The organism is Bradyrhizobium sp. UNPF46, assembly GCF_006658625.1.
GTDB lineage: Bacteria > Pseudomonadota > Alphaproteobacteria > Rhizobiales > Xanthobacteraceae > Bradyrhizobium > Bradyrhizobium nitroreducens.
Map to the genome: position 1 here is coordinate 15,400 of NZ_LFJB01000072.1, position 24,760 is coordinate 40,159.

The 24,760-nt window shown below is 64.4% G+C and carries 25 protein-coding genes and 1 tRNA gene; 20 read left to right on the forward strand and 6 right to left on the reverse strand.

The window, feature by feature from the left end:
- Positions 1 to 33 precede the first annotated feature (33 nt).
- Both UNPF46_RS26455 and UNPF46_RS26465 read left to right on the forward strand, forming a co-directional pair.
- Positions 34 to 108, forward strand: a tRNA-Gln gene (locus tag UNPF46_RS26455).
- 875 nt (positions 109 to 983) lie between these two features.
- Positions 984 to 2,288 carry a c-type cytochrome gene (locus UNPF46_RS26465; RefSeq protein ID WP_142251960.1) on the forward strand — a complete coding sequence of 435 codons (1,305 nt, stop codon included), beginning with the start codon at positions 984 to 986 and terminating at the stop codon, positions 2,286 to 2,288.
- Between the two features lie 60 nt (positions 2,289 to 2,348).
- Here UNPF46_RS26465 and UNPF46_RS26470 read toward each other — a convergent pair whose 3' ends face one another.
- The gene (locus UNPF46_RS26470) at positions 2,349 to 2,648 is read right to left on the reverse strand and encodes a hypothetical protein (RefSeq protein WP_181770121.1); all 300 of its coding nucleotides are present in this window, start codon (positions 2,646 to 2,648) and stop codon (positions 2,349 to 2,351) included.
- Positions 2,649 to 2,707: 59 nt separating this feature from the next.
- Positions 2,708 to 4,675 (reverse strand): 4Fe-4S binding protein, encoded by a 1,968-nt coding sequence (locus tag UNPF46_RS26475; protein ID WP_142251973.1) that lies wholly within the window; start codon positions 4,673 to 4,675, stop codon positions 2,708 to 2,710.
- 183 nt (positions 4,676 to 4,858) lie between these two features.
- On the opposite strand from UNPF46_RS26475, the gene UNPF46_RS26480 reads away from it, so the two are divergent.
- The 10 genes from UNPF46_RS26480 to UNPF46_RS26525 all read left to right on the forward strand — a co-directional run bounded on the left by UNPF46_RS26480 (position 4,859) and on the right by UNPF46_RS26525 (position 14,109).
- Positions 4,859 to 5,581, forward strand: a complete 723-nt coding sequence (locus UNPF46_RS26480; protein ID WP_246668738.1) for a biotin/lipoate--protein ligase family protein — start codon at positions 4,859 to 4,861, stop codon at positions 5,579 to 5,581.
- Positions 5,578 to 6,123, forward strand: coding sequence for a DUF6505 family protein (locus tag UNPF46_RS26485; RefSeq protein WP_142251961.1), 546 nt, complete (start codon positions 5,578 to 5,580; stop codon positions 6,121 to 6,123). Before UNPF46_RS26480 ends, UNPF46_RS26485 begins: the two co-directional genes overlap by 4 nt.
- Positions 6,120 to 7,127, forward strand: a complete 1,008-nt coding sequence (locus UNPF46_RS26490) for a DUF6352 family protein (protein ID WP_142251962.1) — start codon at positions 6,120 to 6,122, stop codon at positions 7,125 to 7,127. The genes UNPF46_RS26485 and UNPF46_RS26490 overlap by 4 nt, the downstream gene beginning before the upstream one ends.
- Positions 7,124 to 7,639, forward strand: coding sequence for a DUF3305 domain-containing protein (locus UNPF46_RS26495; protein WP_100179256.1), 516 nt, complete (start codon positions 7,124 to 7,126; stop codon positions 7,637 to 7,639). Before UNPF46_RS26490 ends, UNPF46_RS26495 begins: the two co-directional genes overlap by 4 nt.
- Positions 7,636 to 8,334 (forward strand): DUF3306 domain-containing protein, encoded by a 699-nt coding sequence (locus tag UNPF46_RS26500; protein WP_142251963.1) that lies wholly within the window; start codon positions 7,636 to 7,638, stop codon positions 8,332 to 8,334. Before UNPF46_RS26495 ends, UNPF46_RS26500 begins: the two co-directional genes overlap by 4 nt.
- A gap of 130 nt (positions 8,335 to 8,464) precedes the next feature.
- Positions 8,465 to 9,247 (forward strand): molecular chaperone TorD family protein, encoded by a 783-nt coding sequence (locus tag UNPF46_RS26505; protein WP_142251964.1) that lies wholly within the window; start codon positions 8,465 to 8,467, stop codon positions 9,245 to 9,247.
- 30 nt (positions 9,248 to 9,277) lie between these two features.
- Positions 9,278 to 9,493 carry a twin-arginine translocation signal domain-containing protein gene (locus UNPF46_RS26510; RefSeq protein WP_100179259.1) on the forward strand — a complete coding sequence of 72 codons (216 nt, stop codon included), beginning with the start codon at positions 9,278 to 9,280 and terminating at the stop codon, positions 9,491 to 9,493.
- Positions 9,494 to 9,505: 12 nt separating this feature from the next.
- Entirely contained in the window at positions 9,506 to 12,457 is a 2,952-nt protein-coding gene (locus tag UNPF46_RS26515) for a formate dehydrogenase subunit alpha (RefSeq protein WP_142251965.1), read from the forward strand.
- A gap of 13 nt (positions 12,458 to 12,470) precedes the next feature.
- On the forward strand, positions 12,471 to 13,067 hold the full coding sequence (gene fdh3B / locus UNPF46_RS26520; protein WP_100179261.1) for a formate dehydrogenase FDH3 subunit beta: 597 nt from the start codon (positions 12,471 to 12,473) through the stop codon (positions 13,065 to 13,067).
- A gap of 43 nt (positions 13,068 to 13,110) precedes the next feature.
- On the forward strand, positions 13,111 to 14,109 hold the full coding sequence (locus UNPF46_RS26525; RefSeq protein WP_100179262.1) for a formate dehydrogenase subunit gamma: 999 nt from the start codon (positions 13,111 to 13,113) through the stop codon (positions 14,107 to 14,109).
- Positions 14,110 to 14,139: 30 nt separating this feature from the next.
- Here UNPF46_RS26525 and UNPF46_RS38570 read toward each other — a convergent pair whose 3' ends face one another.
- Entirely contained in the window at positions 14,140 to 14,262 is a 123-nt protein-coding gene (locus tag UNPF46_RS38570) for a hypothetical protein (protein WP_283811681.1), read from the reverse strand.
- 102 nt (positions 14,263 to 14,364) lie between these two features.
- Positions 14,365 to 14,571 (reverse strand): hypothetical protein, encoded by a 207-nt coding sequence (locus UNPF46_RS26530; RefSeq protein ID WP_142251966.1) that lies wholly within the window; start codon positions 14,569 to 14,571, stop codon positions 14,365 to 14,367.
- A gap of 317 nt (positions 14,572 to 14,888) precedes the next feature.
- On the opposite strand from UNPF46_RS26530, the gene UNPF46_RS26535 reads away from it, so the two are divergent.
- From UNPF46_RS26535 to UNPF46_RS26545, 3 genes are read left to right on the forward strand one after another with little or no spacing between them, the layout of a single operon-like run.
- The gene (locus tag UNPF46_RS26535; RefSeq protein ID WP_142251967.1) at positions 14,889 to 15,806 is read left to right on the forward strand and encodes a hypothetical protein; all 918 of its coding nucleotides are present in this window, start codon (positions 14,889 to 14,891) and stop codon (positions 15,804 to 15,806) included.
- Positions 15,803 to 17,044: an MBL fold metallo-hydrolase gene (locus UNPF46_RS26540; RefSeq protein WP_142251968.1), complete on the forward strand. Its 1,242-nt coding sequence runs from the start codon at positions 15,803 to 15,805 to the stop codon at positions 17,042 to 17,044. Before UNPF46_RS26535 ends, UNPF46_RS26540 begins: the two co-directional genes overlap by 4 nt.
- Positions 17,045 to 17,080: 36 nt before the next feature.
- Entirely contained in the window at positions 17,081 to 17,803 is a 723-nt protein-coding gene (locus tag UNPF46_RS26545; protein ID WP_181770122.1) for a PP2C family protein-serine/threonine phosphatase, read from the forward strand.
- Between the two features lie 128 nt (positions 17,804 to 17,931).
- Here UNPF46_RS26545 and UNPF46_RS26550 read toward each other — a convergent pair whose 3' ends face one another.
- On the reverse strand, positions 17,932 to 19,155 hold the full coding sequence (locus UNPF46_RS26550; protein ID WP_100179267.1) for an APC family permease: 1,224 nt from the start codon (positions 19,153 to 19,155) through the stop codon (positions 17,932 to 17,934).
- A gap of 107 nt (positions 19,156 to 19,262) precedes the next feature.
- Positions 19,263 to 19,781, reverse strand: coding sequence for a MarR family winged helix-turn-helix transcriptional regulator (locus UNPF46_RS26555; protein ID WP_246668739.1), 519 nt, complete (start codon positions 19,779 to 19,781; stop codon positions 19,263 to 19,265).
- 96 nt (positions 19,782 to 19,877) lie between these two features.
- On the opposite strand from UNPF46_RS26555, the gene UNPF46_RS26560 reads away from it, so the two are divergent.
- The 5 genes from UNPF46_RS26560 to UNPF46_RS26580 all read left to right on the forward strand — a co-directional run.
- Entirely contained in the window at positions 19,878 to 20,420 is a 543-nt protein-coding gene (locus tag UNPF46_RS26560; protein ID WP_100179268.1) for a VOC family protein, read from the forward strand.
- Between the two features lie 28 nt (positions 20,421 to 20,448).
- Positions 20,449 to 22,086 carry an FAD-dependent oxidoreductase gene (locus UNPF46_RS26565; protein ID WP_142251970.1) on the forward strand — a complete coding sequence of 546 codons (1,638 nt, stop codon included), beginning with the start codon at positions 20,449 to 20,451 and terminating at the stop codon, positions 22,084 to 22,086.
- On the forward strand, positions 22,083 to 22,277 hold the full coding sequence (locus UNPF46_RS26570) for a DUF2783 domain-containing protein (RefSeq protein WP_100179269.1): 195 nt from the start codon (positions 22,083 to 22,085) through the stop codon (positions 22,275 to 22,277). Before UNPF46_RS26565 ends, UNPF46_RS26570 begins: the two co-directional genes overlap by 4 nt.
- Before the next feature lie 184 nt (positions 22,278 to 22,461).
- On the forward strand, positions 22,462 to 22,902 hold the full coding sequence (locus UNPF46_RS37680) for an EF-hand domain-containing protein (RefSeq protein WP_502705502.1): 441 nt from the start codon (positions 22,462 to 22,464) through the stop codon (positions 22,900 to 22,902).
- A 49-nt stretch (positions 22,903 to 22,951) separates the two neighbouring features.
- A partial coding sequence (locus UNPF46_RS26580) for a heavy metal translocating P-type ATPase (RefSeq protein WP_142251971.1) occupies positions 22,952 to 24,760 on the forward strand: 1,809 nt, incomplete at its 3' end.

Sequence of the window (24,760 nt, forward strand, 5' to 3'; positions counted from 1 at the left end):
GGCCAGTCCTTCGCCATCCCGTCCGTCGTCTGTTGGGGCGTAGCCAAGCGGTAAGGCAGCGGATTTTGATTCCGCCATTCGGAGGTTCGATCCCTCCCGCCCCAGCCAGCGATTCAGCAATGCTGTTGATGAGCGGCGCCCTATTTCGAGAGCCCTGGCAGCCGTCCGGCCAAATAGCGGTCAGGATGGATGCTGCAGGTTGAATGCAGTTCACCAGAAGAGTCTCGCGCCGAATCAATGGAAGGTTCTTGCTCACGGGCTCTGAAAGATTGGATCGACCGGGAATGGACCTCCCGTCAATCCCAACGACTGCAATTCGACACCATGTAGGTCCACCTCAAGCATCGCCAACAGCAGCGCCAGCACGACCGCGATGAGGAGGAGTGTTGGGGAGGTTTCGCGGGCCGTCGGGGCGTCATCAGGCGACAAAGATGTGCGAAGTGCCCGCAACCGCGAAAGTACCTGCAGATACGTCCTGGGTCGTATTTGCATGCCCATCACCTTTGATGTCCTTGCCGATAGCCTAGGCCCCGGGCCGGTCGGTTCAATCCGGGATTGTTTGAACATGGAACGGAGCAGATTTTCCATTGTTGAGCTGGATCAATCGAATGGGAGGTTCGGGTGCGGCGGTGTTCCATTTTAGCTTTCGCGGCGGTTCTAGCGAGCTCTGGTTTCGCACCTGCTCAATCGGAGGAGCCGAAGGCTGGTCCACCCGGCGCGGCCGCAGGGCGAACAGTCGGCGAGGACAAAGGCCAATTGCAGCCGCAAGGTTGGACCGGGCCGATCAATACCCAATCCGGTGGTGCTCCTGCGGAAAGTCCGCAAGGTCAAAGTCCGCCGGGGATGCAAGCCGCGCCCGAAGGATCGGACAAGACGATTGTCGCACCCGAGAAATAGAGCGCGGGAAGCAGGGCCTTTCGCTCCGATGGTCAATTCGTGCAGGATGACCGGCACATCCTCCTTCAGATCGCATCGGAGTGGGAATGCGTCTGGGCTTTCTGATCTGCACCGCTTCCTTCGCAGCTTCCTTGGCAGCGTGGCCAATTGCCCCATTGTCGCCCGCCCGTGCCCAGCTGGCCGGCCACGGCGGGCCTGTGCGTGCGATCACAATCTCCAACGATGGCAAGACGGCTCTTTCGGGGAGTTTCGATACTGCTGCGATCCGGTGGTCGCTCGCCACGGACGCGGCGGAGCAAGTGCTCCGATTTCATTCGGACGCCGTCAATGCAGTCGCCTTGCTGAACGACGGAAGGATGGCGACGGCGGGCGCGGACGGGCGGATCGCCGTCTGGACGGCCGGGCGCCAAGAGCCGGATCAGGTGCTGGAAGGTCATCGCGGGCCGATCGCCGCACTCGCGGTCTCGCCGGACGGGTCCATGCTTGCATCTGCGTCCTGGGACCATACCGTCCGGTTGTGGTCGTTGCCGGAGGGGACTCAATCCGTCCTGGAAGGCCATTCCCAAAACGTCAACGGTGTCGCCTTTGGCGCCGACGGACGAACGGTCGTCAGCGTCGGCTATGATCTCACGCTCAGGATCTGGAGCTTGCCGGCGGGCGCTCCCGAGGTCGTCACCATGCCATCGCCGCTGAACGCAGTTGCCGTCGAGCCTGACGGCGAGATCGTGACTGGAGCTGCGGACGGCAAGGTGCGCATGCTGACATCGGATGGTGCGCCGATTGGCGAGGTCCAGGCCGCTCCCACGCCGATCGTGGCATTGGCAAGCTCGCGAGACGGAGCGTTGATCGCTGCCGCAGGCATCGGCGGGACCGTGGCAATCATCGATCGCAAGGCACGCAGCGTGCTGCGCACCCTGGTCGGACCGGGCCTTCCGGTCTGGTCTGCTGCATTCTTGCCCGACGGCGAAACTCTGCTGACGGCCGGTGCGGATGGGAAGATACGGCGCTGGAATGCGCGCACCGGCAATCCCATCGGGGCGAGCCTGTCGGGCACGACCGCCGATCCGCTCGCGGCCTATGCGGGAGATCAAGGTGCCGACGTGTTCAGGGCGTGCGTCGCATGCCATACGCTGTCGCAGCGGGAGGTTCCGCGCGCCGGTCCCTCGCTCGCCGGATTGTATGGCCGAAAGATCGCGTCGCTGCCTGGCTACCAGTTCTCCGACGCGCTGAAGAGGATGGACATCGTCTGGTCGCCCGAGACCGTCGCGAAGCTGTTCGAGATCGGCCCGAGCGCCTACACGCCCGGCACCAAGATGCCGGAGCAGCGCATCGGTTCGGCCGAGGACCGCCGCGCGCTGACGGACTTCCTGACGCGCGCGACGTCGAAATGATCCGGTCTTCCGCTGGAAGAGGCCGCCAGGAAGAGCGGGCTTCTCGACCGGCTTGGTTGTCTAAATCGAATCCCAATTTTCCATCGGGAGATCCTTCATCTCCGGATGGTTCTTGAGGATTCCAATCACGTCGATGTTGGGATGCTCCTTGAGAGCTTCAGCGACGCAGTGGTTGACGTATTTCCGGCGCGACAGCCACGCGATTTTCTTGCCCTTCGCCTCCGCCTTGCAGGCAACGATCGCCTGCTTCAGGGCGACCTTTTCAGCTTTGGTGAGAGGAGCGGCGGCGGCGGGCAGGGTGCCGCCGGCAAGAGTCATGGCAACAATGAAGGTCAATGAAACGGTGGTGATGCGAGACATCGTTCGCGTCCTTGGTTCGTTATCCCTGGAGCTGGCGGCTTATTCGGAAAGTCCTCGTCCTAGTCCTTGTTTTCTCGTTCGCGCAAATAGTCTTCCGTCGTACGGGGCGGCGCGCGTTCCGGAACCCCCTTGAACGGGTCGAATTGTTGCTCGCTCATCGCGACGACACGACAGTCGGCGCACATGCGTAGCACATCGAGGCGCCTGTCGCCGGCCGGGTACATCCAGTGCCGGCCCTCGAGCTTCGCCGCGATCCGATCGATGGTGCTCTTGACGCCGAACGGCTTGCCGCACTGAACGCAAAGCGCGGGCTCTTCTTCCTTGATGATTTGTGCGGGCGCCCGGCTGGCCCGGAAGTCGATCTGCGGCTTGAGCGTGATGACCTTCTCGGGGCACGTGCTCTGGCACAGGCCGCATTGGACGCAGGCGCTTTCGACGAATTTCAGGACCGGGCGTTCCGGGTCATCGCGTAGCGCGCCGGTCGGACAGGCTGAGACACAGGACAGGCAAAGTGTACAACCGTCGACGTTGATGCTGACTGCGCCGAGCGGCGCACCCTCGGGCAACGCGATCACATCCGTCGGCGCCGGGGCGAGGCGGTGCAGTTCGCTCAAGGCGAACTGCAGCAGATCCCGTCGCTTTCCCACCGTCTTGAAGGTCGCGGGTGTGTCGACTGTCGCGACCGGTTCGATCGCTCGGAGCGCTTCGCCCATCACATCCGGATCGTCGGTCTCGATCGCGGTTATGCGCGGACCTGCGAACCCAAGGCCAGAAATGATAGAAGCGGCGGTAGCGATCGTCTGATACAATCCGGTCACGTCGTGCTGAGGCCTTGCCCGCAGCAGAAAGCGCACATTCGCCGCGCCATAGGCAAAGGCCGCGACGATGGCCTCGAGTCCGACCTGGGTGATCTCGTTGACAGCGAAGGGAAGCACGTTCGCCGGCAAGCCGTCGCCATGGCGCGCCAGCGCGTCGATCAGCGGCGTGCCGTGTTGGCCGTCGTGGATCAGCACGATCGGGCGGACGCCGCCGGCATCGCGATAGGCCAGCAGCATCGCGCGCAACCGGTGAAGCTGTGTGTCGGCGGGCGGCAGCGCGTAGGCGGCCGCACCGGTCGGGCACGCGGCGGCGCATTGTCCGCATCCGGCGCAGATCTCCGCGTTGATGCTGACGTGATCGCCGGCCGGCGTGATCGCGCCGGTCGGGCACAGATCCAGGCAGCGGTGGCAGCCGGTCAGTTTGGAGCGCGAGTGCGCGCAGAGCTCGGCGGAGAAGTCGACATATTTCGGCTTGTCGAAACTGCCGACGAGATCTCGCGCCTTCAGTACGGCGCGCAGCATCGCGGCCGGATCGCCGGGATCGGCGCGCAGATAGCCGTCGCGCAGATCATGGGCCGGAAACAGCGGAGCGTCGCCCGAGATATCCAGCAGGAGGTCGCAGCGCGATGTCACGCCGCTCCGGGAGGTCTCGAAGATGAAGCGATCGCGTGAGGAGGGGCGAGGCGGCGCGTAGTCATCCACCGAAAGCTCGAAGGCGCCAAAATGCCCTTTCGCGTTGCGGATCGTTCCCCTCACGACAGGGAAATCCGTGGCGGGAGGCGTGACGTCGCCGGGCGTTTTCAGCATGACCGTCACATCAAGGTGATCGGCCAGCAACCTGCCGGCCTCGATCGTCGCTTCGTCGCGTCCATAGATCAGGATGACGCCTTCGCTCGACAGGCTGACGAATTGAAATTGCGGCGTGGGCACGGAAGCCGCCGCGAGCAGCGCGGCCATTTTCGGCCCGGCCTGCGGTCCCTCGCTGGACCAGCCGGCCGCCTCGCGCACGTTCACGAACGCGATCGGATCGGAACGCCCGGCGGATTCCTCGGCAAACAGCGCGGCCTTATGCGTGCAGGCAACCGTCAGCGAGCCTGCCGTCGCGGTCGCCTTGCGAAAATGATCGAGCTCGGGGCCGCAGAGGTGCCGGAAGGCGGCAATCTCGCTGTCGGGGCATCCGCGCCCGATGGCGCCCGTATCGAGGCGCATCGTGTCTTCGCACGAGCAGATCAGGATCGTCCTTCTTGGCTGCGCCAGGTTAGCCTCTCCCCAAAAGTCGCGCGGCTCGCGGACTCGCGCCGCTGTCTCTCCTCGTATAGATATTCCTGATTGGGAAGAAAAGGAAACTGGAGGACGGCGCTGTCGCGGACCGCAACGACCCACGCTTCCACGGTGGACCAGATCAGCCTGCCGCCGCCCTTCACTTTGGTGCGGTTGCGCGAGAGCGGGGATGCTTTTGGCCACGCCTGCCGCACTGCACAGGAGAGCGGTCCAGGGACCCTGGTGTATGTCGGACGGTTCGACCTTGCTGAGTTCGCCGTGGTGCTCGAGCTCGACGAGCCGCTGCGCACGGCGCGTCGCGCCTTCTACGCGGGCATGGTTGCGCTGACCGACGCCTTGCGCGCCTATGCGCCGCCGAACAAGCCGGTCACGATCGACTGGCCGGACACCGTCAAGGTCGATGGTGGATTGGTGGGCGGGGGCCGGCTCGGCTGGCCCGCGTCGGCGGGCGAGCACGAACCGCCCGCGTGGCTGGTCTTTGGCGCCATGATCCGTACCGTGGCGATGACCGGCAACGAGCCAGGGATGCATCCACTGGCCTCGGCCTTGGACGAGGAAGGTTTTGGCGAGGCCGGCGCCGTACAGGTGACGGAAGGCTTTGCGCGTCATCTCATGCGGGTGACCGACCTCTGGCAGGAGGATGGATTCGAAAGCGTGGCGGGTGATTTCCTCAGCCGGCTGTCGCGCGAGCGCCAGATAATTCAGCGGATCGACGGCAATGGCGATCTCCTCACGCGCCGGATCGGGGCGGAGGTGACCGAACGGCGCGAGCTCGCGCAGGCCCTGTCCGTCCCGACCTGGTTCGACCCAAAGCTCGGAGGGCCGCGGCTGTGAAGCTGTTGCGCACCATCGCGCTCGATCCGTCCGACACCTTTGTCTTCGAGGTGCCGGCCGAGCCCGGCGAGTGGGCGGTCTCCGGCGCCTTTCGCTTCTGCGATCAGGATCCCTCAGCCCTTCAGGGCAAGGACCGCTGGGCGTTCCGCGGCGGCTTTCTCGGCCTGCAGTCGTGGGGCTGGTCGACCCTGGTCCAGATCGTGGAGGCGAGCGAAGCGGATCGAACAGCCGTGGTGGAGCTGTTGGCCAGCCGGCTGGTCGAGCGGTTTGGCGCGCCGGATATCGCGACGGCGCGCGTCGCCGCGCAGGAGGAGGTTGCCTTCACCCAGTCGCTCTGCACCCATCCGATCGACACGCTGATCGCGGTGCATCGCACCGCGGTCGATGGCGACATTCGCGAGGCGTTTCGCACCCTGCAGCGCAAGCAGGGCGTGGCCGGCCACGGCAAGGCGTTCGCCTTCCTCGAGGTCGACGACGAAGATGCGCCGGCCGACGGCAGTCTCGACCTCGCCGGGCTGAGCCGGGAGGCGAAGCGTCCATGAAGGATTTCTGGATCGCCTGCGGCCATCATCTTCTCGACCGCAATGCGAGCGGCGGGCTCGTCGTCACCGACGAATTCCTGAAGGCCTATTTTGCGCGCCCCGAACTGATGCCGCCGGAGGAGGCCTGCGCCGTCGAACGCCGGTTGCATCGGGACATGCTCGCAAACCCGCGGCGGCCGGTCGAAGCGGACGAGATCGCCGCGATGGCGGATGCGGATGCGCGGGAGAATTGGCAGTTCGTGCTGTCGCTTCGCGATCTTCTGCTGCGCCATCCGACGCTGGAGGCGGCCTATCTCGCGCTGGTCCGCTCCGGGACGAACAGCCTGCCTCCTTTGTTTGTGAATCATCTCGTGCACGTCATCATGCGCAATGCGCTGGACGGCTGCGAGGATCCATTCGTGCTTCGCGCCGCCGAATTGTTCTTCCGGCAGCAGCGCATTCTGCCGCATGAACAGGCGCTGCTGCTCGGCGATGAAGAGATCGTGGGCGGCCGCAGTCCAACGCCGGTGCTCTCGCTGATGTCGATGCTGGGGGCCGTGACCGACGCGCAGCTCGACGTTCTCAGCGAGGAGAGCGCCGACGCCTACTGGCTGCGCAGCGACCAGTTCGACATGGCGCTCGATCTCACGGGCGGAGGAGCGGGCCCGGCCGCCTTGGCGCAAGTGATCACGCGCTGGATTTCCCACCTGCTCGGGATCGAAGTCGTCGTGGAACCGCTGACGGCGCTGCACAATGCGAAACTGGCCTGGTATGTCGGCCTCGACGCGGAAGCCACCAAGCTGGGAGACCGGCTGTGGCGGGGCGAAACCCTCGATGAGCGCGACGAGGGGCGGGTGCTCGCGCTGTTTCGGCTGTCCTTTGCGGACCCGGGCGTGGTCGCGGATGACGTGAAGGGCGAGCCGGTCTATTTGATCCTCGCCATGATGGCGGATCAGAAGGTCCGGATGAAGCCGCAGAACCTCTTGACCGGCCTGCCGATCAAGCACCTTGAGGTGGCGACATGAGCCCTGCTGCCGTCCCATTGCAGCGTATTCCCGTGGGTGTCGTGGTTGAACGGCGCAAGTCCAGCTCGCCCTGGGCCGACTACGTCTGGCGAGGTGTCGCCGTGCTGCCGGACGAGCCGGACATGGAGCCGTGGACAGCGCTGCGCGAGCAGGACGAGGCCACGCTGTTCTACGCGGGACGGGCGACGATCGACCTTTATCGCTCCGAGACCGCGCGGTATCGAGATAATCTGACCTCCGGAAATCCCGGCATCTGGGTCGTCCTCAGTCCGTCCGAGGGGGCCTGGCCCTATTCGGTCGCCGCGGCGACGGCCGATCCGGCGGAAGGAGAGGCGTTCACCGAAGCCGGCGCCAATCTGGTCGAGGCCGTGCCGATGCCGGAGGTCGTGCGCGATGCGATTGAAGGCTTCCTGGCCGAGCACCACGTCGAGCAGGAATTCGTCAAGCGGAGGCGGCGGCGCGCCGATCCCGAGGCGCTGGCGCGCCGCACTCATGAAGGCGGGCGCGAATGAGGGAGGAGGATTTCCTTTCACGCTGGTCCCGCCGCAAGCGGGAGGCCAAGGCGGAGACGCCGTCGTCCGAGGCGGCTCCTCCGGTTGAAACCCGTGATGCCCAAGTGCCCTCAAGCGATCCTCGAGAGCTGTCAGGCGACGAGCAGGGTGAACCGGACATCGACTTGTCAAGCTTGCCGTCGATCGATTCCATCACCGCCGCGACCGACATCACCGCCTTCTTGCGCAAGGGGATTCCCCAGGAATTGACACGTGCGGCTCTTCGTCGCGCCTGGTCCAGCGATCCCGTCATTCGCGACTTCGTGGGGCTCGCGGAGAACGCGTGGGACTTCAACGATCCGAACGCGATGCCCGGCTTCGGGCCGCTCGATTGCTCCGATGCGGAGCTGAGTGCGTTGGTCGATCGCATCGTCGGCGGTGTGCGCCGCGTCGCTGACAACCTGACGACCGGGGACGCTCTCACCCAGGAAGCCGCGCAAACAGCCGGGTCGGAGCGTGAAATCGACCAGCAAACCCGTTCAACCGAAGTGGAACGCGATCCGAGCGTGCGAGATCAAGCCGTGTCGGCCGAACTTCCGCAATCACCTGCTGCACCGCAGAAGGAGATCGCAGGGGTGCTCGTGGCGTTGCGGCGGCGCAAACACGGCGGCGCTCTTCCCGGCATTACGGACGACGGGTCATCGAACGCCTCGTAACCCCTGCGTTCCATCGTCTCGACCAAAGAATATAGCTTCAGGCTATGGGAGAGATTGACCACCCCAGATCGGGGAACTAGTTTTGATTCACTCTAAATAGTCAGCACTTGGCTCGGGATGGGAGGTCCACGTGCGTGATGAGGGCCTTGATCGCGCGATCGGTGCTGCGGGTGGCGTAGCCGAGCTTGCCCGCAGGATCGGCATCAGCCAACCGTCCGTCTCGAGCTGGAGCAGGGTGCCGGCACAGCGGGTCATTGCGGTCGAGAGCGTGACCGGCGTGCCGCGCCGCGAGCTTCGACCCGACCTCTACGGTAGCGAGTTGACCTTGCCGGACGATGCCATCGATCCCGTCGATGCGGCGCGCGCAGCGGAATACGCGCTGCTCGCCACATTGCTGTCTGCAGCCCCGTCCAGCACATTGCTCGACCGGCTTTCCGAATTGAACGGGGATGACACGCCGCTCGGACGCGTTCATGCGATGCTGGCGGAAGCCGCGTCGAATTCCATGTTGGCCGACGTCGAGCGCGAACATTTCGATCTGTTCATAGGTCTCGGGCGCGGCGAATTGCTGCCCTATGCATCCTACTATCTGACCGGCTTTCTCAATGAACGTCCGCTGTCGCGGCTGCGAGCTGATCTCGCGACGCTCGGCATCGAGCGCGTCGAGAGCAATTTCGAGCCGGAGGACCACGCCGCGACGTTGTGCGAGATCATGGCCGGCCTGGCCTCCGGCCGTTTTCCGGCGTCGGTCGAAGCGCAACGCGCCTTCTTCGAAAGACACCTGTCGCCGTGGATGACGCGCATGTTCGCCGACATGGAGAACACGGAGAGGGCGAAATTCTATCGTGCGGTCGGGGCAGTCGGCCGCGTGTTCATGGACATCGAGACTGAGGCATTCACGTTTACGAACTGATCGACTTCGCGTCGGTCCGGGAGAGATACGATGAAGGACGAAAAGCAAGTGAAAGTCGGCCGGCGTGACTTCCTGCGCAAGGTCGGCGTCGGCACGGTCGGCGCCGGCGCGACACTGGCGACGCCGTTGATCTCCTCCACGTCCGCGCAAGCCGACAGTGAGAGCAACGACGAGAAGCGGAAGGCTCGCTACAAGGAGACCGACCACGTCAAGACGTATTATCGCGTCAATCGTTATCCTGCCTGAGGGGAGGCGGCCGTGCTGATCAAGAGAACACAACGCCAGCGCTCCGATGCTCAATCCCGCGGATCGATCGCCGAATCCCTGTCGGCGCAGGGCGGCGGTCTCGATCGCCGCACCTTCCTGCGCCGCTCGGGCCTCGCCGGCGGCGGGCTTGCCGCATTGAGCGCGTTGCCGACCGGCGGCGTGCGGAAGGCGGAGGCCGCAATGGCCGGTCCGCTGAGCGCCGGCGCGACCGTCAAGAAGAGCATCTGCACGCATTGCGCGGTCGGTTGCACCGTCACCGCGGAAGTCCTCAACGGCGTCTGGATCGGACAGGAGCCGAGCTGGTCCTCGCCGATCAATCGTGGATCGCACTGCGCCAAGGGTGCTTCCGTGCGCGAGCTCGTGCACAGCGATCGCCGCCTGCGCTATCCCATGAAGCTCGTGAACGGTCAGTGGACCCGAGTCTCGTGGGACATGGCGGTCAACGAGATCGGCGACAAGCTCTCGCAGATTCGCGAGAAATCGGGCAGCGATTCCGTCTACTGGCTCGGATCGGCCAAGATGACGAACGAAGGCGCATATCTCTTCCGCAAGCTCGGCGCCTTCTGGGGGACCAACAACACCGATCACCAGGCCCGCATCTGCCATTCGACCACTGTCACCGGCGTAGCCAACACTTGGGGCTACGGCGCGATGACCAACAGCATCAACGACATCCGCAACTCCAAGACTCTCTTGTTCATCGGCAGCAACGCCGCCGAGGCGCATCCGGTCGGCATGCAGCACATGCTGGAGTCCAAGGAAATCAACCGCGCCAACTTCATCGTATTCGATCCGCGTATGACGCGCACCGCGGCGCATGCGACCGAATATGTGCGCATCCGTCCCGGCACCGACATCCCCGTGCTCTACGGCATGATGTGGCACATCCTGAAGAACGGCTGGGAAGACAAGGAATTCATCGCGCAGCGCGTCTACGGCTTCGACGACCTCCGCAAGGAAGTCGAGAAGTGGACTCCCGAGGAAACGGAGCGCGTGACCGGGGTGCCCGGTGCGCAGCTCGAGCGTGTCGCCAAGATGTTTGCCACCGTCAAGCCCGCGACGATCATCTGGTGCATGGGTCAGACCCAGCACACGGTCGGCACGGCAAACGTGCGCGCAAGCTGCATCGCGCTGCTGATGACCGGCAATATCGGCAAGTCCGGCGCTGGGGCCAACATCCTCCGCGGCCACGACAACGTGCAAGGCGCAACCGATGTCGGGCTCGATATCGTGACGCTGCCCTTCTACTACGGGCTCGCCGAGGGTGCGTGGAAGCACTGGTCGCGGGTCTGGGAGGTCGACTACGACTATCTGGTGTCGCGCTTCGACGAAAAGAAGCAGATGGAGACGCCAGGCATCCCGCTGACGCGCTGGTTCGACGCGGCATTGCTGCCGAAGGCGGACGTCGCCCAGAAGGACAACGTCAAGGCGGTTTTCGTGCAGGGGCACGCCAGCAACAGCATCACGCGCATTCCTGAATCGCTGAAGGGATTGGCGGCGCTCGAGCTTTTGGTGATTGCGGACCCGCATCCGACCACTTGGGCCTCGCTCGCGGTGGAAGCCGGCCGCAAGGACGGCGTCTACATTCTCCCGGTCGCCACCCAGTTCGAATGCACGGGATCGCGCGTCGCCTCGAACCGCTCGATGCAGTGGGGCGAACAGATCGTCAAGCCGGTGTTCGAATCCAAGGACGATCTCGAGATCATCTACCTCTTGGCGAAGAAGCTCGGCTTCGCCGACAAGATGTTCAAGAACATCAAGGTCGAGAACAATCTTCCGGTCGCCGAGGACGTGCTTCGCGAGATCAACCGCGGCAGCTGGTCGACCGGCTATTGCGGCCAGTCGCCGGAGCGCATCAAGGCGCACATGAAGAATCAGCACAAGTTCGACCTGGTGACCATGCGCGCGCCGAAGGACGATCCGGAAGTCGGCGGCGATTATTACGGCCTGCCGTGGCCCTGCTGGGGCTCGCCCGAGGTGCGGCATCCCGGTTCGCCGCTGCTCTACAACACCAATCTGGGCGTCATGGACGGCGGCGGCGCATTCCGCCCGCGCTTCGGCATCGAGCGCGAGGAAAAGCTGGCGGACGGCACCACGCGGAAAGTCAGCCTGCTCGCGGACAAGTCCTTTCCGAAGGGCTCGGAAATCGAGGACGGCTATCCCGAGTTCACGCTGGCGAGCCTGAAGAAGCTCGGCTGGGACACCGATCTCACCGAGACGGAGATGGCCACGATCAAGAAGATCAATCCGGCCAACCCGGACGCGGTGTCCTGGTCGCTCGATCTCTCAGGCGGCATCCAGCGCGTGGCGCTCAAGCATGGCTGCGTGCCGTTCGGCAACGGCAAGGCGCGCATGAACGCGTTCGGCCTTCCGGACCCCATTCCGGTTCACCGCGAGCCGATCTACACGCCGCGCGTCGACCTGGTCGCGAAATATCCGACGCTGCCGGATGCCAAGCAGTTCCGCCTGCCCAATATCGGCTTCTCCGTGCAGAAGGCGGCGGTGGAGAAGGGGATCGCCAAGCAGTTCCCGCTGATCCTTTCGTCCGGCCGCCTGGTCGAATACGAGGGCGGCGGTGAGGAGACGCGCACCAACCCCTGGCTCGCCGAATTGCAGCAGGACATGTTCATCGAGATCAGCCCCGCCGATGCTGCGGACCGCGGCATCAAGGACGGCGGCTGGGTCTGGGTGAGCGGCGCCGAGAACAATTCGCGCGCCAGGATGAAGGCGCTGGTCACCGAGCGCGTCGGCAAGGGCGTGGCCTGGATGCCGTTCCACTTCGGCGGCTGGCTCGGCGGCGCTGACTTGCGCAAGAACTATCCGGCGGGTACCGACCCGATCGTGCTCGGCGAGAGCGCCAACACGATCACGAGCTACGGTTACGACCCGGCCACGGGCATGCAGGAGCCGAAGGTCACGCTTTGTCAGATCGTGGCGGCTTGAGGGAGCAACGAACATGGCTCGAATGAAGTTTCTCTGCGACGCTGACCGCTGCATCGAGTGCAACGCCTGCGTGACGGCGTGCAAGAACGAGCATGAGGTGCCCTGGGGCATCAACCGGCGCCGCGTGGTGACCATCAACGACGGCAAACCGGGCGAGCGCTCGATCTCCATGGCCTGCATGCACTGCACGGATGCGCCATGCGCTGCGGTTTGCCCGGTGAACTGCTTCTACACCACCGCCGACGGCGTGGTGCTGCACTCGAAGGACCTCTGCATCGGCTGCGGCTATTGCTTCTACGCCTGCCCGTTCGGGGCGCCGCAATATCCGAAGGTCGGCAATTTCGGCTCGCGCGGCAAGATGGACAAGTGCACCTTTTGCGCCGGCGGCCCTGAGGCCGATGGCAGCAAGGAGGAGTACGAGAAATACGGCGCGAACCGGCTCGCCGAGGGCAAGCTGCCGCTGTGCGCCGAGATGTGCTCGACCAAATCGCTGCTTGCCGGTGACGGCGAGATCATCGCCCAGATCTACAAGGAGCGCGTGATGAAGCGCGGCTATGGCTCCGGCGCCTGGGGCTGGAAGACGGCGTATCGGGAGTCGATCGAGTCCTGATCGCAGATCGCGTGTGGGCGCGCTGGGACGTGGGGAGGAACTGATGGCGTCGTTTCTTGGACTGATCCGCCTGGTCGTCGGAGCCTGGGCATTTCTCCTGCTGGTCTCGGCGACACCGGCGAGCGCGCAGCAGGTCAATCCGACCGCCAGTTCCGTCAAGGAACAGCAGCTCCTGCAGGAGCTCAACCGCATCCAGGGCCGCGTCAGCATTCCCGACCAGCGCTCCGGGGTGCTTGAGCAGCCGCAGGGCCGCGAGTGGCGCGAATTCCGCAACGTCACGCTGCGGTGGATCGGCGGCGTCGCCATCCTCGGCATGATCGCAGTCATCCTGATCTTCTATCTGACCCGCGGCATGGTCCGGATCGAGGGTGGGCGCTCCGGGCGCACCATCGTGCGGTTTTCCGGCTTTGAGCGCTTCGTCCACTGGATGACGGCAACCTGCTTCGTCATTCTCGCCATCTCGGGCCTCAACATCACGTTCGGCCGCCCGCTGCTCTTGCCGCTGATCGGTTTCGAGGCCTTCTCCGAATGGTCGCAATGGGCGAAATACGCCCACAACTATCTGAGCTTTCCCTTCACCCTCGGTGTGGTGCTGATCTTCCTGATGTGGATCGGCGGCAACATCCCCGGCAAGGTCGACATCGATTGGATCAAGCGCGGGGGCGGCCTGTTCCACGACCATCCACCGGCGCCTCGGTTCAATGCCGGCCAGAAGGGGATTTACTGGATCGTCGTCGTCGGTGGCGGTCTGGTTGCCGCGACCGGATATCAGCTGATGTTCCCGTTCTACGTCAGCGGCATTGAAGGCATGCAGCTTGCCCAGATCCTCCACTCGATCGTGGCGGTTCTGTTCGTCGCGGCGATGCTGGCACACATCTATATCGGTACGATCGGCATGGAAGGGGCCTTCGAGGCAATGGGCTCCGGCGAGGTCGATGTCAATTGGGCCAGGGAGCACCACAGTCTGTGGCTGGATGAGCAGAACGCCCGCTCGCGTGCCGGTGATGCGAATCCCAATCCGGCGGTCACCGCCGCAGAATAGCCGGTCCGACGTTGTTTCCGCGATGCCTCGTCAGAGACGCACGGCACTTGTGGCAAAGGCCTGCTGCACCGGCTCTTGAATCCGGTTAAGCACGACAACTGCGACCGCGCCCATCGCGATCGCAGCCAGGCACGCAAGTAGGAATTCCTTCATCGCGATCTCTCCGTATACGCGCGAGTTTGGCGAAGTATACGATGGCGGCCGGCGCATACAACAGCGTCGGCGAGAGACCTTCTTGCGACTTTTGGTGCGTGCCTATTGCTTGGCTTCCTTCGGAAACTCAAACGTGCGATCCACGAAATCCTGGACCGGAAGGCTGCGGATCTGATCCGCGCTCTGAAGTTCACCGATGGGGGGCATGCCGCTCTTGCCGAAAGGAAACAAAGAGTGCGATTTGAGCACGCTGGTCGCTGCTCCAACCGCAAGCAGGGCGGCAACCATGGAAAGGGTCAGGCGCTTCATGCGATATCTCCATTCGCTTCAGGTCTGTCCCCGAGACGACTGAGGTACGGCAAAACGCACCGTGGAGATGTGAGCTGCGTCACAGGCGGCTGGAAAATTCGAGGTTCCCGCCGCGCGAGGGATGCGCGCTCGCGTGATCCAGAACCATCCGAACCGCGCGGGCCCGGACCTCGGGTAATGGATGTTGTGATAAAATAGCTTTTGGGCCCGACCCGAATCGCGCCTTCGCTGATCGCAGGTATCCGAGCCGCGCCCGCACGGGGCCGCCCTCGCGGGGCAGCTCCTTACCTCGCCATAGTCAAAGGAACGTTCACATAATGAGCGCGACAGGTCTGAAGAGATATTTTGATGATGTCCCGGGTTTGCACGCGCATCCGTTTTTCGCGAAAACCGGGTTGTTGAACGACCTGTTGCTGGGCGAGGTCTTTCCGGCAATCCGCGAGAACGAAGTCCATTTCTATTACGGCGGTGCGCGCTTGTGCGTCTACAAAGGCGGAGAGATGCTTAGCAACAACCGCTATCTCGATATTCCCGACAACGGCAGCTCCCGCGACGTCCGCATCCCATCGGACCGGTATAGCGAGTACCGAGCGATCAAAGACAAATGCAAAGGGTACCGCTCGCCTAACAGGGAGCTGTCGATCGTCAGCTCGCTGTTTTCGGAGTTTTCACTTGCTGCATCGAGCGTGCGGCCGGATCGCGCCCGCTTGCTCGACATCGAGTGCCGATTTCCCGGCGCGCCTCAGCCTGCGGACGCAGAGTCGAAGACGCAGGACATGATCGACTGCCTATTCTTGACGCCACAGGGTACTCTGGTGTTCGTCGAGGTGAAGAGGTCCGACAATGCAGAGGCGCGCAGCAGCGGAGAAAGCGCGGCTGTAGTTAGCCAGATTCGACGGTACCGATCTCAGCTCGGCTCCGAAGCCTTGCGTCGAAATATCAAAGACGTCTACACGGACGCAATTAAAGCCCTCGGTCTGTGTCTGAAGCAAGAGAACCTGCCCGAGATATTCACGCCGAAAGCCGTGTTCGAGGGCGTACCGCTTTTGATCGTTGGTCCGACAGTATCTTCGCCGTACTCCAAGGAGATCTGGCAGCGCGACCTGTTGGCTGCTCCGCTGTCGCTCCAATCCGACATCATCGGCCTCGATGGACGAGACGAGCGCATGACCGCCGCGCTGGACAAATTCTTCCGCTTCCTCGACGGTAACGTCACGGAGACCGGGAGCCGATGACAGTTCGGCTCACGGTCCATCGCTCGACCCAGGAGATCGGTGGCAACTGCATCGAGGTCGTCGCGTCCGACGGAAGCCGCCTCCTGCTCGACATCGGCCGACCGCTTGATGGAGAAGGCGATGCGGCCGGACTACTGCCCGCAACGCTCGATCTCGGTGGTTCGCCGGCTGCGATACTTATCTCGCACCCTCACCAAGACCACTATGGCCTGCTTCAGGCGGCTCCGAACGAGTGGTCCGTGCACTCCGGTGCGGCAACCGAAAAGCTTGTCAAGCTCACGGCCGCCATCGTTGGCGAGCCGATCATTCGCGACTTTCACAACTGGACCAGTGGCCATCCGTTCGTGGTCGGCCCATTCACCGTCACCCCCTTCCTGACCGATCACTCTGCGTTCGACGCCTACATGCTGCTGATCGATGTTGAGGGAAAACGTCTTCTGTATTCCGGCGATTTCCGGGTACACGGCCGCAAGGGATCGCTTGTCAGCCGCCTCATGTCTGCACCGCCGCCCGGGATCGACGTGTTGCTGCTCGAAGGCACCAATCTCGGCGCCGACAAGCCGTGGATGAGTGAAGATGAGCTTGAGGCCGGTTTCCGGAAACTGTTTGAGGAGACTGGAGGCCGCGTGTTCGTTACTTGGTCGGCCCAGAACATCGACCGGACCGTTACGCTCTATCGCGCTTGCCTCAAGGCCAATCGGACACTCGTCATCGACCTCTACACGGCCGAAGTCCTCGAACTCCTGAGCGAGCATGCCAACCTGCCGCGGCCAGGATGGGACCAGATAAAGGTTGTGATCACCAGTGCATTTGCGCAGATGTATCGCGCCAAAGGCCGCGACGCTTTCGTGGCTCGCATGGCCGATCACGGCATCGCGGCCCGCCAACTCAACGACGAGCCAGCACGTTGGGTGGTGATGACGCGCAAGTCCCTTATGCGCGACTACGCGCGCCAGAACGTCGCTCCGGGGCCGGACGATGCCTGGAGTTGGTCGATGTGGCGCGGCTATCTCGACGGCGAGGGTGGCCGGGCCGTCAACGCGTCTTTTGCTGCCGGCGGCGCCCGAGCCTGCCACCTGCATACGAGCGGCCATGCATCTCCTGAGGATCTCCTGAAATTTGCACAAGCGATGCGGGCCGGCTGCGTTGTCCCGATTCACGGCGCGGCATGGGACTCGCATGCGGAGGCATTTCCCGCTATTCGCCGTCTGCGTGACGGTGAACCTCTGGCGATCTGAAGCGGGCCGCAAGTTATGCGAATTCACGACATAGCGTTGTTCACCCATCGGGGGGCTGTGCGTGTCCGCAACGAAGACGCGGTCTTCGTCGGCGGAACGATCTTTCAGGAGGACCTACGGGACGTAGTCGCGCTGCGGCTCACAGGCTCGCCCCATGCACTGCTGGTCGCCGACGGCATGGGGGGCCATCCCCACGGTGATCTTGCCAGCCACGCTGCCTTGGCCTTCCTGACCTCGCAGGATGGCTTGCTGGACGGCTCGGCCGCCTGCGAGACGGCGTTGCATGCGGCCAATGAGCGGCTCTACGAGCTGATGGATGAGCCTACCCGGATCGGCATGGGCACGACCATAGCCGGCCTGGTGCTGCAGGAAACAGCCATGATCGCGTTCAACGTGGGCGATAGCCGAGCCTACCGACTCAGCAGTGGAGGTCTCCACAAACTGAGCCATGAAGATGTGGTACTCCCGCCGGGCGAGGGCATAGCGCCGGCCCGAACGCATGGAATCACGCAGGCTCTGGGCGGCTCGACCTTTCCGCTCGCGATCGTGCCGCACGTCTGCGTCGAACCGCCGTTGCAGGTCGGAGACAAAGTCCTGCTGTGCACAGACGGACTGACAGACGCTCTCAACGATACGGAGATCGAAACCTTCCTTCAGCTTTCGGCGTCTCCTGCCATCATCATCCAGAAACTTGTCAGGCGAGCGATCTCGGCAGGGACCCGCGACAATATTTCCGTGGTCGTCGGGGTTTGCGTTTAGCTGCGTGTCCCGGTCCAGGGCGCGCCTGATGCGCGCTGGCTGGCGTCAAAGCCGCTCCTCTTTAGGGCCGCAGATCTTCCGCTCCGCCTGAAATCGCTCGAGAAGCCGGTCGCGACTGGGTCACGGCCTCATCCGATGAGGTCGATCAAAAGCACGCAGGCGCTTGTGAGCAGTCCCGCGACCGGCACCCACGCCGGTACGAGGAACACGCCGGACGGCGCCTTCGGCTCCGTCAGCTTGATGCGAAGAAGCGCGAGGTTGACCAGGGCAAAGATTGCCAGTGTCAATCGCGACGTCCACTCGGCCAGTCCCGTGAGCGGAACGGCGAGTGCGAAGATCAGGATGGCCGCGACGCCACACAAGGTCGCGACGATGGGCGTGCCGGTTCTGGGGCTCACCTTGGCGAGGATCGGCGGAAGATTGCCCTGGTCGGCCAAACCGTACAGCACGCGGGCGATCATGATCATGTGGACGATGATGCCATTCGCTGTGGCCACGATCGCAATCGCACCCAGAATCTGCGGAGGGAGGCTGGTCAGCCGCTGAAAGACCAACGCCAGCGGGGCAGCGGAGCGGGCGAGCTCGGCTGGCGGCACCGCGGTGACGGCGATCCAGACCACCGCTGCGTAAAGGACTGCCGTCGCGCCTAGCGTGATGAAGAGCGCCCACGGCAAGGTCCGGCGAGGATTTTTCATCTCCTCGGAGATGTTGACGAGGTGCTCGAAGCCGATGAAGGCGAACACGGCCAGCAGCGAGGTCTGGGCGATCCCGGTCCAGGCTCCGAGGTCGCCGGTCGCGGGCCACATTTCGGGCAGCCGCGACACCAGCACGCCACCCTCGGACAGGCCGGCCGCAACGATGAGGAGCAATCCACCGATCTCCACGACCGTCATCAGGCCGGCGAAGCTGACGGACTGGACCGCGGAGAGGCAGGCGACGGCCCCCATCGCCAGCACGACGCCGGCAATGATCCAGCCAGACGACAGCGGAAGGAAGACGCCGAGATAGCCGGCGCTTCCCACGCTGATGGTGGCGCCGGAAATCGTCGCCGCCGCGACCACCAGCAGCCCGGTGGCGCCGCCGAGCCATTTTCGATGGAAGGCGGTCTGCACGTAGGCTGCTTCGCTTGCCGCAACCGGCATCCGTGTGCCCAATTCGGCGAACGTTCCCGCGGTCATCCCCATCACGAATGCCGCGGCAAGAAACGCCAGCGGCGCGTGCATGCCGCTCCGTGCGGCCGCCGCGCCGACCAGAACGTAAATCCCTGCACCGATCGTGACGCCGAGCCCATAGAGCACCGCATGAGTCAGCGTGAGGGAGCGAACAAGCTTCGGCGTGTTCTGAGGCATCATGATCTGTCCGAGAGCCGATGTGCGGGGGGCGGGGCCACTGTAGCACCTGTTTGCCACCTGCTTCCGCGCAGTGCTTGAGGCGGATCAAGTGCAGGGATGGCTGCCGGCTAGCTCAACGCCGCCGACAGCTTGTGCATCACCCGGTCGAGCACTCTCACCTCCTCGGCGGTGAGCGCCGCGAGCAGCTCCGTCTCGCGCGCCAGCGCGAAAGGCACGATCTTGCGATAGAGGGCGCGGCCGGCCGGGGTCAGCGAGACGATCAGCTCGCGCCGATCGTCGGGATGGTGCTTGCGGCTCGCAATGCCGCGCGCCTGAAGTCCCTGGACGGCGCGGCTGACCTGCATCTTGTCGAGCGTCGTCAGCGGACCGATCTCCTTGGTCGCGATTTCCGCCCGCGCGCCGAGAATGGCGAGCACGCGCCATTCCTGCCGCGTCAGCGCAAAGCGTTCGGCGTAGACCTCGGCAACCGCCAGTGACACCTGCTCGGCGAGCCGCGCCAGCCGGTAAGGAAAATATCGCTGCAGGTCGAGCCCGCCATCATCCTGCGCCGTAGCGCGCTCGGTCGCTTCCCGCCCTCGCGACTCGCCCGAACGTCCCATCACGCCGTTTCCGCCTCGCCGGTCCATGGCAGATTCTTCCGAGCCAATTGATCCAGATCAAATCTCGGAAATAGTAACATCTGATACCAATTTCGCAACGGCAGATCCAGGGAGCGGAACATCATGAAGATCGAGAAGATCCACCACGTCGCCTATCGCTGTGTCGACGCCAAGGCCACGGTCGAGTTCTACAAGAAGGTCATGAACATGGATCTTCTCGGCGCCATCGCCGAGGACCGGGTGCCTTCGACCAAGGCGCCGGATCCCTACATGCACATCTTCCTCGACGCCGGGAACGGCAACATCCTCGCCTTCTTCGAGCTGCCGAACTCGCCGCCGATGGGCCGCGATCCCAACACGCCGGACTGGACCCAGCACATCGCCTTCCAGGTCAAGGATCTCGCCGAGCTCGAAGAGGCCAAGACGCGCGCGGAAGCCGCCGGCCTCGACGTCGTCGGCGTCACCGATCACACCATCTTCAAGTCGATCTATTTCCGCGATCCCAGCGGCCACCGCCTGGAGATCGCGGCCTGGACCGCCACGCCCGAGCAGATCGACCGCATGAAGTCGGTCGCGCACGAGATGGTCGAGGAATGGTCGCGCACCAAGCGTCCGCCGCGCCACACCGCCTGGATGCACGAGAAGGAATTCGCGGACGCGCATTGATCCCGGGCCCGTGCATCAGGAAGCGAACATGACGAGCTACATCTATCCGAAGTTCGGCTATCGGCGCTCCCGGGAGCAGGCCGAGGGGATCGTGAAGCGGCATCCGATCGTGGTGATCGGCGCAGGTCCCATCGGCCTGACCGCGGCGCTCGATTGCGCGGCCCGCGGCCAGCCGGTGATCGTGCTCGATGACAACGACACCGTCTCGATCGGCTCGCGCGCGGTCTGCTATGCCAAGCGTCCGCTGGAAATATGGGACCGCCTCGGCTGCGCGGCGCCCATGGTCGAGCGCGGCGTGAGCTGGAATGTCGGCAAGGTGTTCTTCCAGGACGAACTGTCCTACCAGTTCGATCTGTTGCCGGAGGCCGACCATCAATGGCCGGCCATGATCAATCTGCAGCAATATCATCTGGAAGAGATGCTGGTGGCCAAATGCCGGGCCAATCCGCTGATCGAGCTGCGCTGGAAGCACCGTCTTCTCAGCCTCAGGCAGGGCGCCGACCATGCGACGCTGGCGGTGGAAACGCCCGACGGCATCTTCACCATGGAGGCGCAATGGGTGATCGCCTGTGACGGGGCAAATTCCGACGTGCGCAAGATGGTGGGCGCCGAGTTCACCGGACAGTTCTTCCAGGACCGCTTCCTGATCGCCGACGTCGCCATGAAGGCGGACTTCCCGACCGAGCGCTGGTTCTGGTTCGATCCGCCGTTTCATCCCGGCCAGTCGGTGCTGCTGCATCGGCAGGCCGGCAACATCTGGCGCATCGACTTCCAGCTCGGCTGGGACGCCAATCCGGAGGAGGAAAAGCGGCCCGAGCGGGTGATCCCGCGCATCCGCGCCATGCTCGGCGAGGATACCGAGTTCGCGCTCGAATGGGTCTCGATCTACCAGTTTGCCTGTCGGCGCATCGACAATTTCCGTCAAGGCAGGGTGCTGTTCGCCGGCGATGCTGCCCACCAAGTCTCGCCATTCGGCGCACGCGGCGCCAATACCGGCGTCCAGGACATCGACAATCTCGCCTGGAAGCTCGCGATGGTGCTGCGCGGTGAAGCCTCGGAAGCGCTGCTCGACAGCTATCACGAGGAGCGCGCGTATGCTGCGGACGACAACATCCTGAACTCGACGCGGGCCACCGATTTCATCACGCCGAAGACGAAGCCGAGCCGCTACTTCCGCGACGCGGTGCTCGAGCTCGCCCGGCATCACGGCTTCGCGCGACCGCTGGTCAACAGCGGCCGGCTCTCGACGCCGACCCCTTACGTGACGTCGGTGCTCAACACGCCCGACCATGACGCGATGATGGGCGGCATGCGCCCCGGTACGAATGCCGCCGATGCGCCGATTGCGGTTGACGGCAAGCCGGCCTGGTTCCTGCATTGTCTCGGCGATGGCTTCACGGTCGTGGCCTTCGGCAAGGTGAGCGACAAGACGGAGATCGCGGTGGGGCCGTTCGCGGCCAGGCTCATTCTCGTCGGTCGCGACATCGAGGATCCCACGGGTCTCCTCGCGCAGCGCTACGGCGCCGCGCCCGGGACCACCTATCTGTTCCGCCCCGATCAATATGTCGCCGCGCGCTGGAGCGGATTCGACGAGGCCAAGATCACCCAGGCGGTGCTGCGCGCCTCTGGCCACGACGCTGCCGACCGGACGGAGCTTGCGGCATGATGCTCAATCTGTCACCGAACATCGCCGATCCCGACGATTTCTACGCCGAGCTGATCAACAGCCAGCGCGATCTCGACGAGGAGCAGGCGCTGCGCATGAACGCCCGACTGATCCTGTTGCTCGCCAATCACATCGGCGACCGCAAGGTGCTCACGGAAGCGATCGGCTGCGCCCGCCGCGGTGGTGGCTAACGCACGGGAACATGGCTTTATCGGCAGAGGAGGCCGCTGGCTGCGCTGGTGGAGATCCCACTTGCGTGATCTCGCCGCTTTCTTGACTTGGCTCAAGGTAAATTCGGTGAAGTTCGACCAACCTCCGTGAACTCACACCAAGGTCGGAGGAAGCGCCATGCTAGGTCGAACCGTCGCTGCAGCGTTGCTGTTCGCCATCCTGGGCCAACCAGCCTTGGCTCAATCGCCGGCGGACCATCAGAACCATCATCCCGGACAGGAGCAGGCGCCGGCGTCGCCGCAGGCGAGTCCTCCAGCCAACCCATCCGCCGAGCGGCAGAGCCCGACGCGCGGTGGAGACATGATGGGAATGATGGGGCGCGGAATGATGGGACAAGGAATGAAGGGGCAAGGAATGAAGGGGGATGGCGCGACCGGCGGTGACGCCATGGAGCCGCCGGTCGCCTTCCGCATCATCTTCGCGCTGATGGATGCCGATGGTGACGGGACCGTCTCGTTGCCCGAGTTTCAGGCCGCTCACGAACGCCTTTTCAAGGCCATGGACCGCGACAAGGACGGCAAACTCACCTTGGAAGAGATGATGGCGTTCATGCACAGGAACAAGAGCGCCGTCCCGCAGCAATAGCGGGTGGAACTCGAAGGGCGGGCGCGCCGAGCCATGTTGTTTGCAAGCCATGTCGTTTGATCGGGTCTTGCGATGGGCTCTGGTTGCGATCGCAATCGCGGGATTGACTGCGGGTACTCTCGCGCGAGCCGCGGGCCGGCCTGAGGCTGCCGATGTCGCGTGGGCGCTCGGCACGGCGCCCGTGATTGCGGGATTGGCGGTCTCGATCGTCCAGGACCTTCTGCGAGGCCGCGTCGGAGTGGACGCGATCGCGCTGCTGTCGATGAGTGCAGCTTTGGCGCTCGGACAGCCGCTCGCAGGCGCCGTGGTCGCGCTGATGTATTCCGGCGGCAACGTGCTGGAGGAGATCGCGGTCGCCCGGGCGGAGCACGATCTGCGATCTCTGGTTGACCGGGCGCCGCGGCAGGTCCACCGCAAGTCCGGCGAGCGGATCGAGGATGTTCCGATCGAGCACGTCGCGGTCGGCGAAGAGCTTCTGGTGAAGGCCGGCGAGATCGTGCCGGTCGACGGCGTCGTTGCGTCGGCCTTCGCTTCGATCGACGAGTCCGCGGTGACCGGCGAGCCGATTCCGGTGGAGAAGACGCGCGGAAGCGCCGTTCTCTCTGGCTCTCTGAACGCGGGCGAGACCTTCCAATTGACTGTGACCGCGGCGGCCAGCGAGAGTACCTATGCGGGCATCGTTCGCATGGTGACGGCGGCGCAAACGGCGAGAGCCCCTTTCGTGCGGTTGGCCGACCGGTATGCGCTGATCTTTCTGCCGGTGACACTCGTCGTTTCCTACGTGGCATGGCACATCTCGGGCGACGTGACCCGCAGCCTTGCCGTGCTGGTGGCGGCGACGCCGTGCCCCTTGATTCTGGCCGCACCCGTCGCCTTCATCGCCGGGGTGGCGCGAGCGGCCCGCCGCGGCATCCTGATCAAGGGCGGGAAGGCGCTGGAGGCGTTGGCCCGCGCGCACACCGTGCTCTTCGACAAGACCGGTACCCTGACGGTGGGCGGGGCGCGATTGCTGGCCGTAGAGGTTGCGCCGGGCGAAGATCCGGATGAGGTCCTCACGCTCGGGGCGTCGCTCGAGCAGGCTTCGCATCACGTGCTCGCGAAGGCCGTCGTCGCTGCGGCCCTCGCCCGGGGGCTCGAGCTGAAGCCGCCGGAACACGTCAAGGAGACCATGGGTTCCGGCCTCAGCGGCCGGATCGACGGACGCCAGGTCATGGCCGGTTCGCGAGAGATGCTTCTCTCGCGTTCCGAGCTTTCGCCATGGGAGTTGCGGGCAATTCGACGTGCCTCGTGGCGCTCGGCGCTGATCGTCTTCGTCGCGGTGGACGGCCGTCTCATCGGCGCGTTGCTGCTGGCGGACGAATTGCGGGCCGATACGCCGCGCGCGATCCGGCTGCTGCGCGATGCCGGCATTGCGCGCATGGTGATGGTCACGGGTGATCGCGCCGCAGCGGCGCAGGCCATCGGAGCGGCGCTGGATCTCGATGCCGTGCTGGCCGATCGCGTTCCCTCGGACAAGGTCGAGGCGGTGCGCAGCGAACAGCGGCTGTACCCCACCATCATGGTCGGCGACGGCATCAACGACGCCCCGGCGCTGGCCGTGGCCGACACGGGGATCGCGCTCGGTGCGCGCGGTGCAAGCGCTTCCTCCGAGGCGGCAGATGTGGTGATTCTCACCGATCGGCTCGATCGGGTCGGCGAGGCGATCATCATCGCCCAGCGCGCACAGCGCATCGCCCTGCAAAGCATCTTCGTCGGGATGGGGTTGTCACTGGCGGCAATGGCGGCTGCCAGCCTTGGCTGGCTCGATCCCGTACCCGCCGCGATCGTCCAGGAGGGGATCGATGTTGCCGTGATCCTG

Bases quoted from the DNA above. Each gene is read 5' to 3' on its own strand.
- UNPF46_RS26465 (WP_142251960.1), top strand. From the start codon at position 984: ATGCGTCTGGGCTTTCTGATCTGCACCGCTTCCTTCGCAGCTTCCTTG.
- UNPF46_RS26470 (WP_181770121.1), bottom strand. From the start codon at position 2,648: ATGTCTCGCATCACCACCGTTTCATTGACCTTCATTGTTGCCATGACT.
- UNPF46_RS26475 (WP_142251973.1), bottom strand. From the start codon at position 4,675: ATGCGCCTCGATACGGGCGCCATCGGGCGCGGATGCCCCGACAGCGAG.
- UNPF46_RS26490 (WP_142251962.1), top strand. From the start codon at position 6,120: ATGAAGGATTTCTGGATCGCCTGCGGCCATCATCTTCTCGACCGCAAT.
- UNPF46_RS26495 (WP_100179256.1), top strand. From the start codon at position 7,124: ATGAGCCCTGCTGCCGTCCCATTGCAGCGTATTCCCGTGGGTGTCGTG.
- UNPF46_RS26500 (WP_142251963.1), top strand. From the start codon at position 7,636: ATGAGGGAGGAGGATTTCCTTTCACGCTGGTCCCGCCGCAAGCGGGAG.
- UNPF46_RS26510 (WP_100179259.1), top strand. From the start codon at position 9,278: ATGAAGGACGAAAAGCAAGTGAAAGTCGGCCGGCGTGACTTCCTGCGC.
- fdh3B (WP_100179261.1), top strand. From the start codon at position 12,471: ATGGCTCGAATGAAGTTTCTCTGCGACGCTGACCGCTGCATCGAGTGC.
- UNPF46_RS26525 (WP_100179262.1), top strand. From the start codon at position 13,111: ATGGCGTCGTTTCTTGGACTGATCCGCCTGGTCGTCGGAGCCTGGGCA.
- UNPF46_RS38570 (WP_283811681.1), bottom strand. From the start codon at position 14,262: ATGAAGGAATTCCTACTTGCGTGCCTGGCTGCGATCGCGATGGGCGCG.
- UNPF46_RS26530 (WP_142251966.1), bottom strand. From the start codon at position 14,571: ATGAAGCGCCTGACCCTTTCCATGGTTGCCGCCCTGCTTGCGGTTGGA.
- UNPF46_RS26535 (WP_142251967.1), top strand. From the start codon at position 14,889: ATGAGCGCGACAGGTCTGAAGAGATATTTTGATGATGTCCCGGGTTTG.
- UNPF46_RS26540 (WP_142251968.1), top strand. From the start codon at position 15,803: ATGACAGTTCGGCTCACGGTCCATCGCTCGACCCAGGAGATCGGTGGC.
- UNPF46_RS26550 (WP_100179267.1), bottom strand. From the start codon at position 19,155: ATGATGCCTCAGAACACGCCGAAGCTTGTTCGCTCCCTCACGCTGACT.
- UNPF46_RS26555 (WP_246668739.1), bottom strand. From the start codon at position 19,781: ATGGACCGGCGAGGCGGAAACGGCGTGATGGGACGTTCGGGCGAGTCG.
- UNPF46_RS26560 (WP_100179268.1), top strand. From the start codon at position 19,878: ATGAAGATCGAGAAGATCCACCACGTCGCCTATCGCTGTGTCGACGCC.
- UNPF46_RS26565 (WP_142251970.1), top strand. From the start codon at position 20,449: ATGACGAGCTACATCTATCCGAAGTTCGGCTATCGGCGCTCCCGGGAG.
- UNPF46_RS26570 (WP_100179269.1), top strand. From the start codon at position 22,083: ATGATGCTCAATCTGTCACCGAACATCGCCGATCCCGACGATTTCTAC.